12 protein-coding genes are annotated in these 12,827 nt (G+C 62.6%); 4 read left to right on the top strand and 8 right to left on the bottom strand.

The window, feature by feature from the left end; translation table 11 throughout:
- Positions 1–38: 38 nt before the first annotated feature.
- The 5 genes from iscA to uvrB all read right to left on the bottom strand — a co-directional run bounded on the left by iscA (position 39) and on the right by uvrB (position 5,073).
- A complete protein-coding gene (gene iscA / locus PMI15_RS09000; RefSeq protein ID WP_007867014.1) occupies positions 39–362 on the bottom strand; it encodes an iron-sulfur cluster assembly protein IscA in 324 nt (107 codons plus the stop codon).
- A 46-nt stretch (positions 363–408) separates the two neighbouring features.
- Complete coding sequence (gene iscU, locus PMI15_RS08995) at positions 409–795, bottom strand: Fe-S cluster assembly scaffold IscU (RefSeq protein WP_007867013.1); 387 nt, start codon at positions 793–795, stop codon at positions 409–411.
- Between the two features lie 34 nt (positions 796–829).
- A complete protein-coding gene (locus PMI15_RS08990; RefSeq protein ID WP_007867012.1) occupies positions 830–2,047 on the bottom strand; it encodes an IscS subfamily cysteine desulfurase in 1,218 nt (405 codons plus the stop codon).
- Between the two features lie 101 nt (positions 2,048–2,148).
- Positions 2,149–2,685 (bottom strand): Fe-S cluster assembly transcriptional regulator IscR, encoded by a 537-nt coding sequence (iscR, locus tag PMI15_RS08985; protein WP_007867011.1) that lies wholly within the window; start codon positions 2,683–2,685, stop codon positions 2,149–2,151.
- Positions 2,686–2,949: 264 nt separating this feature from the next.
- Positions 2,950–5,073: an excinuclease ABC subunit UvrB gene (gene uvrB / locus PMI15_RS08980; RefSeq protein ID WP_007867010.1), complete on the bottom strand. Its 2,124-nt coding sequence runs from the start codon at positions 5,071–5,073 to the stop codon at positions 2,950–2,952.
- Between the two features lie 197 nt (positions 5,074–5,270).
- Here uvrB and PMI15_RS08975 point away from each other — a divergent pair, with 197 nt between their 5' ends.
- Together PMI15_RS08975 and PMI15_RS08970 are read left to right on the top strand one after the other, a co-directional pair.
- Complete coding sequence (locus PMI15_RS08975; RefSeq protein WP_007867009.1) at positions 5,271–6,467, top strand: amino acid aminotransferase; 1,197 nt, start codon at positions 5,271–5,273, stop codon at positions 6,465–6,467.
- On the top strand, positions 6,451–7,050 hold the full coding sequence (locus PMI15_RS08970) for a nucleotidyltransferase family protein (protein WP_007867008.1): 600 nt from the start codon (positions 6,451–6,453) through the stop codon (positions 7,048–7,050). The genes PMI15_RS08975 and PMI15_RS08970 overlap by 17 nt, the downstream gene beginning before the upstream one ends.
- Here PMI15_RS08970 and ygiD read toward each other — a convergent pair.
- Positions 7,047–7,901 (bottom strand): 4,5-DOPA dioxygenase extradiol, encoded by an 855-nt coding sequence (ygiD, locus tag PMI15_RS08965; RefSeq protein WP_007867007.1) that lies wholly within the window; start codon positions 7,899–7,901, stop codon positions 7,047–7,049. The genes PMI15_RS08970 and ygiD overlap by 4 nt on opposite strands.
- 271 nt (positions 7,902–8,172) lie before the next feature.
- On the opposite strand from ygiD, the gene PMI15_RS08960 reads away from it, so the two are divergent.
- Both PMI15_RS08960 and rsxB read left to right on the top strand, forming a co-directional pair.
- Entirely contained in the window at positions 8,173–9,558 is a 1,386-nt protein-coding gene (locus PMI15_RS08960; RefSeq protein WP_007867006.1) for a polyhydroxyalkanoate depolymerase, read from the top strand.
- Between the two features lie 56 nt (positions 9,559–9,614).
- Positions 9,615–10,271 carry an electron transport complex subunit RsxB gene (gene rsxB, locus PMI15_RS08955; RefSeq protein ID WP_007867005.1) on the top strand — a complete coding sequence of 219 codons (657 nt, stop codon included), beginning with the start codon at positions 9,615–9,617 and terminating at the stop codon, positions 10,269–10,271.
- 16 nt (positions 10,272–10,287) lie between these two features.
- Here rsxB and PMI15_RS08950 read toward each other — a convergent pair whose 3' ends face one another.
- The gene (locus PMI15_RS08950; protein WP_007867003.1) at positions 10,288–10,764 is read right to left on the bottom strand and encodes a VOC family protein; all 477 of its coding nucleotides are present in this window, start codon (positions 10,762–10,764) and stop codon (positions 10,288–10,290) included.
- Positions 10,761–12,812, bottom strand: coding sequence for an acetyl/propionyl/methylcrotonyl-CoA carboxylase subunit alpha (locus PMI15_RS08945; RefSeq protein ID WP_007867000.1), 2,052 nt, complete (start codon positions 12,810–12,812; stop codon positions 10,761–10,763). Before PMI15_RS08945 ends, PMI15_RS08950 begins: the two co-directional genes overlap by 4 nt.
- Between the last annotated feature and the right edge of the window lie 15 nt (positions 12,813–12,827).

Raw genomic sequence — 12,827 nt, 5'->3', positions numbered from 1 at the left:
TTGGGTAAGGGTGCGGCACGCGTAATACCGCTGGCCCGTCAAACCCGAAAACTTTCGCCGCAGCCGCAACGGTCACGCTCGTTGGGGTTGATGAACTTGAAACCTTCGTTCAAGCCTTCACGCACAAAGTCCAGCTTGGTGCCGTCGATGTAAGCCATGCTTTTCGGGTCCACCAGCACCTTGACGCCGTTGTCTTCAAACACGACGTCTTCCGGCGCGATCTCGTCGGCGTATTCCAGCTTGTAAGCCAGGCCGGAGCAGCCGGTGGTCTTGACGCCCAGGCGCACGCCAACACCTTTGCCGCGCTTGATCATGTAGCGGGTCACGTGCCTTGCGGCTGCATCAGTGAGGGTTACGGACATTTAAATCACTCGGAAATAAAACAGGTGACGGGTAGTGCGGTTTTGATCAGTGCGCGTGCTTTTGTTTGTAATCGTTCACGGCGGCCTTGATGGCGTCTTCCGCCAGGATGGAGCAGTGAATCTTGACCGGCGGCAGGGCCAGTTCTTCGGCGATCGCGCTGTTCTTGATGCTGGCCGCTTCGTCCAGCGTCTTGCCCTTGACCCATTCGGTCACGAGCGAGCTGGAAGCGATCGCGGAACCGCAGCCATAAGTCTTGAAGCGCGCATCTTCGATCACACCCGTCACCGGGTTGACCTTGATCTGCAGCTTCATCACGTCGCCGCAAGCCGGCGCGCCGACCATGCCGGTGCCTACCGATTCGTCGCCCTTTTCAAAAGAGCCGACGTTGCGGGGGTTTTCGTAGTGGTCCACCACTTTTTCGCTGTATGCCATTTTGTTTACCTCTTTAAGCTGTCGGGCGCGCTGCTCAGTGTGCAGCCCACTGGATGGTGGACAAATCAACACCATCCTTGAACATCTCCCACAGGGGGGACAATTCGCGCAGTTTCGCCACGTTTTCCTTGATGGTGGCGACCGCGTAGTCAATTTCTTCTTCGGTGCTCCAGCGGCCAATCGTCATGCGAAGGCTGCTGTGCGCCAGTTCGTCGCTGCGGCCCAGGGCGCGCAGCACATAGCTGGGCTCCAGGCTGGCCGAGGTGCAGGCCGAACCGCTGGAAACCGCCAGACCCTTGATGCCCATGATCAGCGACTCGCCCTCGACGAAATTGAAGCTCATGTTCAGGTTGTGCGGCACGCGCTTGTCGGCGTGGCCGTTGAGGAACACCTCTTCAACGTCCTTGAGGCCGTTGAGCATGCGCTCGTGCAGGGCACGGATACGCTTGTTCTCTTCGTGCATCTCGGCCTTGGCGATGCGGTAGGCCTCACCCATGCCCACGCACTGGTGGGTGGGCAGCGTGCCCGAGCGCATGCCGCGCTCATGGCCGCCGCCGTGCATCTGCGCTTCCAGCCGCACGCGCGGCTTGCGGCGCACATACAGGGCGCCTATGCCCTTGGGGCCGTAGGTCTTGTGCGAGGTCAGGCTCATCAGGTCGACCGGCAAGGTGGCCAGGTCGATGTCGATGCGGCCGGTCGCCTGGGCGGCGTCCACATGGAAGATGATGCCTTTTTCACGGCACAGGGCGCCAATGGCCGGGATGTCCTGGATCACGCCGATTTCGTTGTTGACGAACATGACGCTGACAAGAATGGTGTCCGGGCGGATGGCAGCCTTGAGCGCTTCGAGGTCCAGCAGGCCGTCGGCCTGCACGTCCATATAAGTCACCTCAAAACCCTGGCGCTCCAGCTCGCGGCAGGTGTCCAGCACGGCCTTGTGCTCGGTCTTGACCGTGATGATGTGCTTGCCCTTGGTCTTGTAGAAATGGGCCGCCCCCTTGAGCGCCAGGTTGTTGGACTCGGTGGCGCCGCTGGTCCAGACGATCTCGCGGGGGTCGGCGCCAATCAGGTCGGCGATCTGCCCGCGCGCCTTCTCGACGGCGGCTTCCGCCTCCCAGCCCCAGGCGTGGCTGCGCGAAGCGGGGTTGCCGAAGTGTTCGCGCAACCAGGGAATCATGGCGTCCACCACCCGCGGGTCGCAGGGGTTCGTGGCGCTGTAGTCCATGTAAATGGGAAAGTGTGGGGTATCCATGTGGCTAGCTCTTTTTATTCACGGGCTGGCTGGCAGCGCGATCCAGGGTCATGCAATCAGTTCGCAAGGGATGGGGCCGGGCAAATGCCGGCCCGACTCCATCAGGATTTGGAGAACGCATTGCCCAGTGCGAAGACCGAGTTCGGCGCATTCACGCGTACCGGCTTGACGGCCGGCGCCGTGAAGATGGCCTTCTTGACCTGCGGGGTGTTTTCGATCACCACGCCCTTGGCGAGCTGGTCTTCCACCAGTTTTTGCAGGGTCACGGAATCCAGGAACTCCACCATGCGGCTGTTCAGCGATGCCCACAGTTCGTGCGTCATGCAGCGTCCGCCCTCGCCCAGGCAGTTTTCCTTGCCGCCGCACTGGGTCGCGTCGATCGGTTCGTCCACCGAGACAATGATGTCGGCCACGGTGATCTCCGAAGCCTTGCGGCCCAGGGTATAACCGCCGCCGGGACCGCGGGTGGACTCCACCAGCTCGTGGCGGCGCAGCTTGCCGAACAGCTGTTCGAGATAGGACAGGGAAATCTGCTGGCGCTGGCTGATAGCGGCCAGGGTGACCGGGCCGTTGTTCTGGCGCAGTCCCAAATCAATCATCGCAGTGACCGCAAAGCGGCCTTTGGTTGTGAGGCGCATAACAAGCTCCTTTAAATGGCTTGACTGTCGTTTTCACCCTGCAAACTTGTGGCTTACAGGGAACTCTTCCTCCAGCCGCCCAGGTCAGTCAACCGGTATCGCGGGGGCTTTTTGTTGTTCTGGTATTGTTCTTGACTGTTTTCGTCAAGTTTAACACAAGCAGGGGTTTTCCCGCTGGGCGCCCCAAAAACATGAGGACTAACCCGTAGCCTCAGCCGTCAAACGCACCATATCGGTGCATTGAACGGTGAGAAACGTTTCAGCTCAAGCCCGGGCCTGGCCCGTGGCGGGCAAAGGCAGCACGTTGTCGGTACCGGGGGCGCCGAAAGCCTGCTCCTTGAGGCTGTGCAACTGGTCCCGCACCCGGGCGGCCTTTTCGAACTCCAGGTTCTTGGCGTGTTCGATCATCTGCTTTTCCAGGCGCTTGATTTCGCGGGCAATGTCTTTTTCGCTCATGTCCTCGACCAGCGCCTTTTGCATCTCGAGCTTTTCGGCTTCCTTGCCGGATTTTTCGCTGTAGACGCCGTCGATGAGGTCGCGGATGCGCTTGACCACACTGCGCGGCGTGATGCCGTGCTCAAGGTTGAAGGCGATCTGCTTGTTGCGCCGCCGCTCGGTCTCGCCCATGGCTTTTTTCATGGAGTCGGTGATGCGGTCGGCATACAGGATGGCGCGGCCATTGAGGTTGCGGGCAGCCCGGCCTATGGTCTGGATCAGGCTGCGCTCGGCGCGCAAAAAGCCCTCTTTGTCGGCGTCCAGGATGGCCACCAGCGAAACCTCGGGAATATCCAGGCCCTCACGCAGCAGGTTGATCCCCACCAGCACGTCAAAAGCGCCCAGCCGCAGGTCGCGCAGGATTTCCACGCGCTCCACCGTATCCACATCGCTGTGCAGGTAGCGCACCTTGACGCCATTGTCGCTGAGGTAGTCGGTGAGCTGCTCGGCCATGCGCTTGGTCAGCGTGGTGATCAGCACCCGCTCGTTTTTCTCGACCCGGATGCGGATTTCCTGCAGCACGTCGTCGACCTGGTGGGTGGCGGGTCGCACTTCGACCTGCGGGTCGACCAGGCCCGTGGGCCTGACCACCTGCTCCACCACCTGGCCAGCATGCTCCTGCTCATAGGCCGCCGGCGTGGCCGACACGAAAATGGCTTGCCGCATCTTGGATTCGAACTCCTCGAACTTGAGCGGCCGGTTATCCAGTGCGCTGGGCAGGCGAAAGCCGTACTCCACCAGCGTGGTCTTGCGCGCCCTGTCGCCGTTGTACATGGCGTTGAGCTGGCCGATCATGACGTGGCTTTCGTCCAGGAACATCAGCGCGTCCTTGGGCAGGTAGTCGCACAACGTCGAGGGCGGCGAGCCCGGCGCCGACCCGCTCAGGTGGCGCGTGTAGTTTTCAATGCCCTTGCAGTGCCCGATTTCGCTGAGCATCTCCAGGTCGAAGCGGGTGCGCTGCTCGATGCGCTGGGCTTCCACCAGCTTGCCGTCGGCGACGAACTGGGCCACACGCTCGGAAAGCTCCAGCTTGATGGTTTCGACCGCCGTCATGACCTTGTCGCGCGGCGTGACGTAGTGGCTCTTGGGGTAGACCACAAAACGCGGGATTTTCTGGCGAATGCGGCCGGTCAGCGGGTCGAACAATTGCAGCGACTCGATCTCGTCGTCGAACAGCTCTATGCGTATGGCCAGCTCGGAATGCTCGGCCGGGAAGACGTCGATCACGTCGCCGCGCACCCGGAAAGTGCCGCGCGCGAAATCCTGCTCGTTGCGCGTGTACTGCATGCGGATCAGCCGCGCGATCACGTCGCGCTGGCCCATCTTGTCGCCTATGCGGGCAATAAAGCGCATCTGCGTGTAATCCTCGGGCGCGCCTATGCCGTAAATCGCGCTGACCGTGCCGACGATGATGGTGTCGCGCCGCTCCAGCACGCTCTTGGTGGCCGACAGCCGCATCTGTTCGATGTGCTCGTTGATGGCCGAGTCCTTTTCGATGAAAAGGTCGCGCTGCGGCACGTAGGCCTCGGGCTGGTAGTAGTCGTAATAGCTGACGAAATACTCGACCGCGTTCTTGGGGAAAAACTCGCGGAATTCGCTGTACAGCTGCGCCGCCAGCGTCTTGTTGGGCGCAAACACGATGGCCGGGCGGCCCAGACGGGCGATCACATTGGCCATGGTGAAGGTCTTGCCCGAGCCGGTCACGCCCAGCAGGGTCTGGAACACCTCGCCGTCCCTGACACCCTCCACCAGTTGCTCAATCGCCACCGGCTGGTCGCCCGCCGGAGGATAGGGCTGGAACAACTCGAACGGCGAATCCGGGAAACGGACAAACTGGCCCTCGCGCGGGGCCGGATCCGCCACCTCGGTTATGACTTCAATAGCTTCTGGCATAAAACCTCGATCAAGCCCCGTTAAAATTCGGGGCAACCAAACAGAATACGACATTCGGCCGAAAATGGGAATTGCAATCCCCCATCGCCCTCCGACCGCCGTGTTGATACCTCTTGTAGCCCTTTTTTCGGTCAACTTGTGACCTAAATCCCCGTACCGTCGCTTTCGCCTTTTTTCACTTTTTCTGAGGATATTTCATGTCTTTGTTTACCGCTGTCGAAATGGCCCCGCGTGACCCCATCCTGGGCCTGAATGAGCAGTTCAATGCCGACACCAATCCCAACAAGGTCAACCTGGGCGTGGGCGTGTACTACGACGACAACGGCAAGCTGCCCCTGCTGCAATGCGTGCAGGCGGCCGAAAAACTCATGATGGAATCCCCCAAGGCCCGCGGCTACCTGCCGATTGACGGCATCGCTGCCTACGATACGGCCGTCAAGGCCCTGGTGTTCGGCGCCGACAGCGAGCCCGTCAAGAGCGGCCGCGTGGCCACGGCGCAAGGCATTGGCGGCACGGGCGGCCTGAAGATAGGCGCCGATTTCCTCAAAAAGCTCAGCCCCAACGCCAAGGTGCTGATTTCCGACCCGAGCTGGGAAAACCACCGCGCGCTATTCAGCCAGGCCGGCTTCGTCGTTGAAAGCTATCCTTACTACGATGCCGCCAAACGCGGCGTCAACTTCGACGGCATGCTCGCCGCCCTGAATGCCGCGGCCGAAGGCACCATCGTCGTGCTGCACGCCTGCTGCCACAACCCGACCGGCTATGACATCACCGCGGCCCAATGGGACCAGGTGATCGCCGCCGTCAAGGCGCGCAAGCTGACGCCCTTCCTTGACATGGCTTACCAGGGCTTCGGCCACGGCATTGCGGAGGACGGCGCCGTCATCGGCAAGTTTGTGGCTGCCGGCCTCAGCTTTTTCGTATCAACCTCGTTTTCCAAGAGCTTCAGCCTCTATGGCGAACGCGTGGGCGCCCTGTCGGTGCTCTGCGAATCCAAGGAAGAAGCCGACCGCGTGTTGTCGCAGCTCAAACTGGTCATACGCACCAACTACAGCAACCCGCAGATCCACGGCGGCATGGTGGTGGCCACGGTGCTCAATACGCCGGCGCTGCGCACCCAATGGGAGCAGGAACTGAGCGAAATGCGCGTGCGCATCAAGGCCATGCGCCAGAAGCTCGTGGACGGCCTGAAGGCCGCCGGCGTCAAGCAAGACATGAGCTTCATTACCGCCCAGATCGGCATGTTCAGCTATTCCGGCCTCAGCAAGGACCAGATGGTGCGCCTGCGCAATGAGTTCGGCGTCTACGGCACCGACACCGGCCGCATGTGCGTGGCCGCGCTGAACAGCAAGAACATTGACTACGTCTGCGCGTCGATTGCCAAGGTCATCTGATCCCCTGACGCCTTCTGAGGCCCCCAGCCCGGATGGCTTCATCCGGGACGCCCTGCAAAACCGCCACAACCAGCGCATCCTGGCGCAGTTACCCGCCCTGGGCTTGCCAGATGCGTGGCTGGTTGCGGGCTGCCTCTTCCAGACTGCCTGGAATTTGCGTTCGGGCCATCCGCCCGAAGCCCGCATCAAGGACTACGACCTGTTCTACTTCGATCCCTCCGACCTTTCGGAGGCGGCCGAAGCTGAGGTGAATGCGCGTATCCAGGCCTGCTTTGCCGGCCAGGGCATTACCGTCGAAGCGAAAAACCAGGCCAGGGTCCACACCTGGTACGAGGATTTTTTCGGTTTTCCCTACCCTGCCCTGCACAGCGCCCGGGACGGCATGGACCGTTTCCTGGTCCGTTGCACCTGCGTGGGCCTGCAAGCCGGTGTTTCAGGCCTGGAGCTTTACGCGCCCAACGGCCTGGACGATCTGTACCGGGGCCGGCTCAGCCCGAACCCGCTGTGCCCCCACCTGCCGCTCTTTGAGCAAAAAGCCCGTGCCTACCAGGAGCGCTGGCCCTGGCTGCAAATCCAGGGCTAGCCCCAGACCGCCGAACGCATCGAAATCGACCCGGCCTGGAAGCTGGTGTTGAAAAAGCGCATGGGCTCCTTCCCGTCGGCGGCGCCGGCCGCATACAGCAAAGGCAGGTAATGCTCGTGCGTGGGATGTGCCATTTTGGCGACCTGGCCGAGCTTCTGGAAGTTCTGCAGCGCGTCGAGGTTTCCCTGCTGCATATAACCGCCCGTGATCTGGTCGAATTCCAGCGCCCAGTCATAGGCCTGGCTGCCGCTCGCGCCGCGCTGCATCTGGCGCAGGTTGTGCACGATGTTGCCGCTGGCCACGACCAGCACGCCGCGGTCGCGCAGGGCCTTGAGCTGCTTTGCCAGCGCATAGTGGTCCTCGGGCGCGCGGCTGTAGTCCATGCTGAGCTGGATCACCGGAATGTCCGCATCGGGGAACATGGGCTTGAGCACCGACCAGGCGCCGTGGTCCAGCCCCCATTCGCTTTCGTCCAGGCCCAGCGGCGCCGAGGCCCGCTGACGGACCAGCTGGCTGATGGCCCGCGCGGCGGCCGGGTCGCCCGGCGCGGGGTATTGCTGGTCAAACAGTTCCTGCGGAAAACCGCCGAAATCGTGGATGGTCTTGGGCTTGTCCATCGCGGTCAGCCACCAGCCCTCGGTCAGCCAATGGGCGGAAATGCACAGGATCAGCTGCGGCCGGGGGTATTTGCTCCCGAATTCAGCACCCAGCGCCTGCCAGCTGCGCCGGTATTCGTTGTCGCCAATGGCGTTCATGGGGCTGCCGTGGCCCACAAACAGCACCGGCATCCTGTCGGATTTCTTCAGGGAGGCGATTCGGTCCAGCGCGGAGGCGTCGATCATGGGGAGCATAGTGTTGTTTCCTGTTCGGGGAGCGGCACCAGGGCGGCAAAACCGCCAGCCGGAAGGCAAAATAGTAAGTGTTCCTTCAATTCCGCAGGTGGCGGCGGTTTATCGCGAAAGCAAGCCCGGCCGCCGCCTCGTGGTGCTCTGGCACCAAAGCCGTGAAAAGAGCCCGGAATTGGTGGTTTTCCTCAAAACAGTGCGGCCAGCCCCTGTTATATTGCACTGCAACATATTACGATTTACCTGTCATAACGACATAACCCAAGGTTGACCCCCGATGCTGTACCAAGTCTATGAAACCCAGCGCACCTTGATGGAGCCCTTTGTCGACTTCGCGCAGGCCGCTGCCAAGCTTTACGGCAACCCCCTGTCGCCGCTCGGGCAAAACCCCTTTGCCCAGCGCGTGGCGGCCGGCTACAGCCTGATCTACCGGCTGGGCAAGGACTACGAAAAACCGGCCTTCGACATCCGCACCGTCGACGTCAACGGCACCGAGGTCAGCATCCACGAACGCGTGGAAATCGACAAACCCTTTTGCGAACTGCGCCGCTTCAAGCGTTTCACCGACGACCCGGCCACGCTGACAGGCCTGAAGGGCGAGCCCGCGGTGCTGATCGTGGCGCCGCTGTCCGGCCACTACGCCACCTTGCTGCGCGACACCGTCAAGACCATGCTCAAGGACCACAAGGTCTACATCACCGACTGGAAGAACGCGCGCACCGTGCCGCTGTCCGACGGCTCCTTCCATCTGGACGACTACGTCAACTACGTGCAGGAATTCATCCGCCACATCCAGGGCATTTACGGCAACTGCCACGTCATCAGCGTGTGCCAGCCCACCGTGCCGGTGCTCGCGGCGGTGTCGCTGATGGCCTCGCGCGGCGAAACCACCCCGCTGAGCATGACCATGATGGGCGGCCCCATCGACGCGCGCAAGTCGCCGACCGCCGTCAACAACCTGGCCATGAACAAGAGCTACGAGTGGTTTGAGAACAATGTGATCTACCGCGTGCCCAGCAACTTCCCGGGCGTCGGGCGCCGCGTCTACCCCGGCTTTTTGCAGCACACCGGCTTCGTCGCGATGAACCCCGACCGCCATGCCAGCAGCCACTACGACTACTTCAAGGACCTGATCAAGGGCGACGACGCCAGCGCCGAGGCGCACCGCAAGTTCTACGACGAATACAACGCCGTGCTCGACATGGACGCCGATTACTACCTGGACACCATCAAGACGGTGTTCCAGGAGTTCAAGCTGGTCAACGGCACCTGGGACGTCAAGAGCGTGGACGGGGAACTTGAGCGCGTGCGGCCCCAGGACATCAAGACCACGGCCCACTTCACCGTCGAAGGCGAGCTGGACGACATCTCCGGCTCAGGCCAGACCGAGGCGGCCCACAGCCTTTGCCACAACATCCCCAAGGGGCTGCAAAAGCACCTGGAAGTCAAGGGCGCGGGCCATTACGGCATCTTCAGCGGCCGCCGCTGGCGCGAAATCGTCTACCCGCAGGTCAAGGACTTTATCCAGGCGAACAACCGGCCTTCGGCTCCGGCCAAACGGGCGGCAGCGGCAAAAACCACCGCGAAAACCGCCGCAAAATCCGCGGCCAGGCCCGCCGCAAAGCCTGTGGCAAAAAAGACGGCGCGCAGCAAACAGGCCTGAAAGCCTGTGCCGCACGGCCGGGCCGGGAGGCCCGTGACTGGTAGGACAATAGGCCGGTGAGCTCCCCCACCGACTTTCGCCTTTTTGAGCGCCTCAACGCCGCCCTGCCCCAGACCCAGTGCACCCGCTGCGGCTACCCTGACTGCGCGGCCTACGCGCAGGCCATGGCCTCGGGCGAAGCCGCCATCAACCAATGCCCGCCGGGCGGCGCCGAAGGCGTCAGGCGCCTCGCGGCCATCACCGGCCTGCCCGCCCTGCCCCTGAATCCCGCCAACGGTACGGAAGGCCCGCGCGCCCTGGCCGTCATCGACGAGAACTGGTGCATAGGCTGCACCCTGTGTCTCAAGGCCTGCCCGACCGATGCCATCATGGGCAGCAACAAGATGATGCACACCGTGATCGAACCCTGGTGTACGGGCTGCGAGCTGTGCATCCCGGTATGCCCGGTCGATTGCATCAGCCTGGAAAACGTCACCGGCTCGCGCACCGGCTGGGACGCCTGGTCGCAGCAGGAGGCCGGCACGGCCAAGGCGCGCTATGAGGGCCATCGGGCCCGGCACAAGAAAGAAGAAGGCAAGCCCGCCGGTTCAACATCCGTAGCACCTGCGGCCTCCGCCGCACGGCCTGAAACCGACCCCGCCGTAGTGGACCGCAAACGCGCCGTGATCGAAGCGGCGCTGGCCCGGGCCCGTGCACAGCGCACCAAAGAGTAAACCGGGTAGCCGGCTTTCAGCCCAGGGCGGAAAACGCCTGGATCACCTCAGGCGGCGCCTGCACCAGCTCGATGAGCACGCCCTCGCCCGCGATCGGAAACTCCTCGCTGGCCTTGGGGTGCAGAAAGCAAATGTCAAAACCCGCCGCGCCCTTGCGTATGCCGCCGGGCGCGAAGCGCACGCCTTTGGCCGTCAGCCATTCCACGGCTTTGGGCAGGTCGTCTATCCACAGGCCCACGTGGTTGAGCGGCGTGGTGTGCACCGCGGGCTTTTTGTCCACATCCAGCGGCTGCATCAGGTCAACCTCGACCTTGAAGGGGCCGCTGCCGATGGCGCAGATGTCTTCGTCCACGTTCTCGCGCTCGCTGACGAAGTTGCCCGTGACGTCCAGGCCCAGCATGTCCACCCACAGCGTGCGCAGGCGATCCTTGCTGGTGGCGCCAATGGCAATCTGCTGGATGCCCAGCACTTTGAAGGGGCGTGCGGCGCTCATGCCTGGAATTCCACAATCGGTTGATCGACACTGAGCGACTCACCTTTAGCCGCCAGCACCTTGCCGACCACACCGTCGGCGACGGCAAACAGCACGTTTTCCATCTTCATCGCCTCAATCACGGCTACGCGCTCGCCGGCCTGCACTTTCTGGCCCACCTGCACCGCCACGTCCACCAATAGGCCGGGCATGGGCGACAGCACATAGCGGCTCATGTCGGGCGGCGCCTTGTAGGGCATCAGCGCGTGCAGTTGCGCCGCGCGCGGCGTCAGCACCAGAGCGTCCAGCCGTGTGCCGTTGTGGGCAATGCGGATGGCCAGTGGATTGCGGCCCACGCCGCGCTCCACCTGCGCGGCAAAGGGCTGGCCGTTGACGGTCCCGCGAATGCGCGCACCGCCCAGGTGCCAGTTGCTGCAAATTTCATAACTCCTGGAGCCCACCTCCACCGTGCCGGAACCGGTTTGCGCCTGATAGTTGCCTACCGTCACCGGGTGCGGCGTGTTCTGCCCCGCCGCGCCCAGGCTGACGACGACGAACTCCTCGCCCACCGTCACGCCATGGCCCGGCAACTGGCCGCTGATGCCGGCCGCGCGGCCCAGCATGCGGCGATTCACGTAGGCCGCCAGCGCCAGCAGGAAGGATGGGTCCTCGTGCGGCACATCTTCGGCATGAAAGCCCTTGGCGTAGTTCTCGGCGATAAAGCCGGTGTTGAAATCGCCCGAAACGAATTTGGGATGCGCCAGCAAGGCCGCCTGGAAGGGGATGTTGCTGGAGATGCCGCGGATCACAAAGCCGTTGAGCGCCTCCCGCATTTTGGCAATCGCCTCCTTGCGATCCTTGCCGTGCACGATGAGCTTGGCGATCATCGAGTCGTAAAACATCGGGATCTCGCCGCCGTCCTGCACGCCGGTGTCGACACGCACGCCGTGCAGTTGCGCGGTGTCGGCCGCGAACATGGTCTCCTTGGGTGGCTGGAAGCGCACCAGCCGGCCGGTGGACGGCAGGAAGCTGCGGAACGGGTCTTCGGCGTTGATGCGGCATTCAATCGCCCAGCCGTTGCGCTGCACGTCCTTCTGCGCGATCGGCAGCTTCTCGCCGGCCGCCACGCGGATCATCAGCTCCACCAGGTCCAGCCCGGTGATGCACTCCGTCACCGGGTGCTCCACCTGCAGCCGGGTGTTCATTTCGAGAAAGTAAAAGCTCTGGTCTTTGCCGACCACAAACTCCACCGTGCCAGCGCTCTGGTACTTCACGGCCTTGGCCAGCGCCACCGCCTGCTCGCCCATGGCCTTGCGCGTCGCGTCGCTGATGAAGGGCGACGGCGCCTCTTCAATCACCTTCTGGTGGCGCCGCTGGATGGAACATTCGCGCTCGTTGAGGTACACCACATTGCCGTGGCTGTCGCCCAGCAGCTGGATTTCGATGTGACGGGGTTCTTCGACAAATTTCTCGATAAAAACGCGGTCGTCGCCAAAGCTGTTGCGCGCCTCGTTGCGGCAGGAGGTAAAGCCTTCCAGGGCCTCCTTGTCGTTGAAGGCCACGCGCAAACCCTTGCCGCCGCCGCCCGCGCTCGCCTTGATCATCACCGGGTAGCCAATGCCTTTGGCGATCTCCACGGCCTTCTCAGCGCTGTCAATCGCGTCGTTCACGCCTGGGATGCAGTTAACGCCCGCCGCGCCGGCCAGCTTTTTGGACTCGATCTTGTCGCCCATGGCGGCAATCGAATAGTGCTTGGGACCTATGAAGACAATGCCCTCTTCTTCCACCCGCTTGGCAAAACCCGCGTTCTCGCTCAGAAAGCCGTAGCCGGGGTGCACTGCCTGTGCGCCCGTCTGCTTACAGGCCGCGATGATCTTGTCGGCCTGCAAATAGCTGTCACGGCTGGGCGCCGGGCCGATGTTGATGGCTTCATCGGCAAGCTCGACATGGCGGGCGTCCTTGTCGGCGTCGGAATAGACCGCGACGGTTTTGATGCCCATCTTGCGGGCTGTCTTGATGACGCGGCAGGCGATCTCGCCGCGGTTGGCAATCAGTATTTTGGTAAACATCATTGAACCTGTTGT

It is taken from the genome of Polaromonas sp. CF318 (assembly GCF_000282655.1).
In the GTDB taxonomy this organism is placed as follows: domain Bacteria; phylum Pseudomonadota; class Gammaproteobacteria; order Burkholderiales; family Burkholderiaceae_C; genus Polaromonas.
This window is presented reverse-complemented; position numbering and strand designations above follow the sequence as displayed.

Bases quoted from the DNA above. Each gene is read 5' to 3' on its own strand.
- PMI15_RS08945 (WP_007867000.1), bottom strand. From the start codon at position 12,812: ATGTTTACCAAAATACTGATTGCCAACCGCGGCGAGATCGCCTGCCGC.
- iscA (WP_007867014.1), bottom strand. From the start codon at position 362: ATGTCCGTAACCCTCACTGATGCAGCCGCAAGGCACGTGACCCGCTAC.
- PMI15_RS08960 (WP_007867006.1), top strand. From the start codon at position 8,173: ATGCTGTACCAAGTCTATGAAACCCAGCGCACCTTGATGGAGCCCTTT.
- ygiD (WP_007867007.1), bottom strand. From the start codon at position 7,901: ATGCTCCCCATGATCGACGCCTCCGCGCTGGACCGAATCGCCTCCCTG.
- PMI15_RS08950 (WP_007867003.1), bottom strand. From the start codon at position 10,764: ATGAGCGCCGCACGCCCCTTCAAAGTGCTGGGCATCCAGCAGATTGCC.
- uvrB (WP_007867010.1), bottom strand. From the start codon at position 5,073: ATGCCAGAAGCTATTGAAGTCATAACCGAGGTGGCGGATCCGGCCCCG.
- iscR (WP_007867011.1), bottom strand. From the start codon at position 2,685: ATGCGCCTCACAACCAAAGGCCGCTTTGCGGTCACTGCGATGATTGAT.
- iscU (WP_007867013.1), bottom strand. From the start codon at position 795: ATGGCATACAGCGAAAAAGTGGTGGACCACTACGAAAACCCCCGCAAC.
- PMI15_RS08975 (WP_007867009.1), top strand. From the start codon at position 5,271: ATGTCTTTGTTTACCGCTGTCGAAATGGCCCCGCGTGACCCCATCCTG.
- PMI15_RS08990 (WP_007867012.1), bottom strand. From the start codon at position 2,047: ATGGATACCCCACACTTTCCCATTTACATGGACTACAGCGCCACGAAC.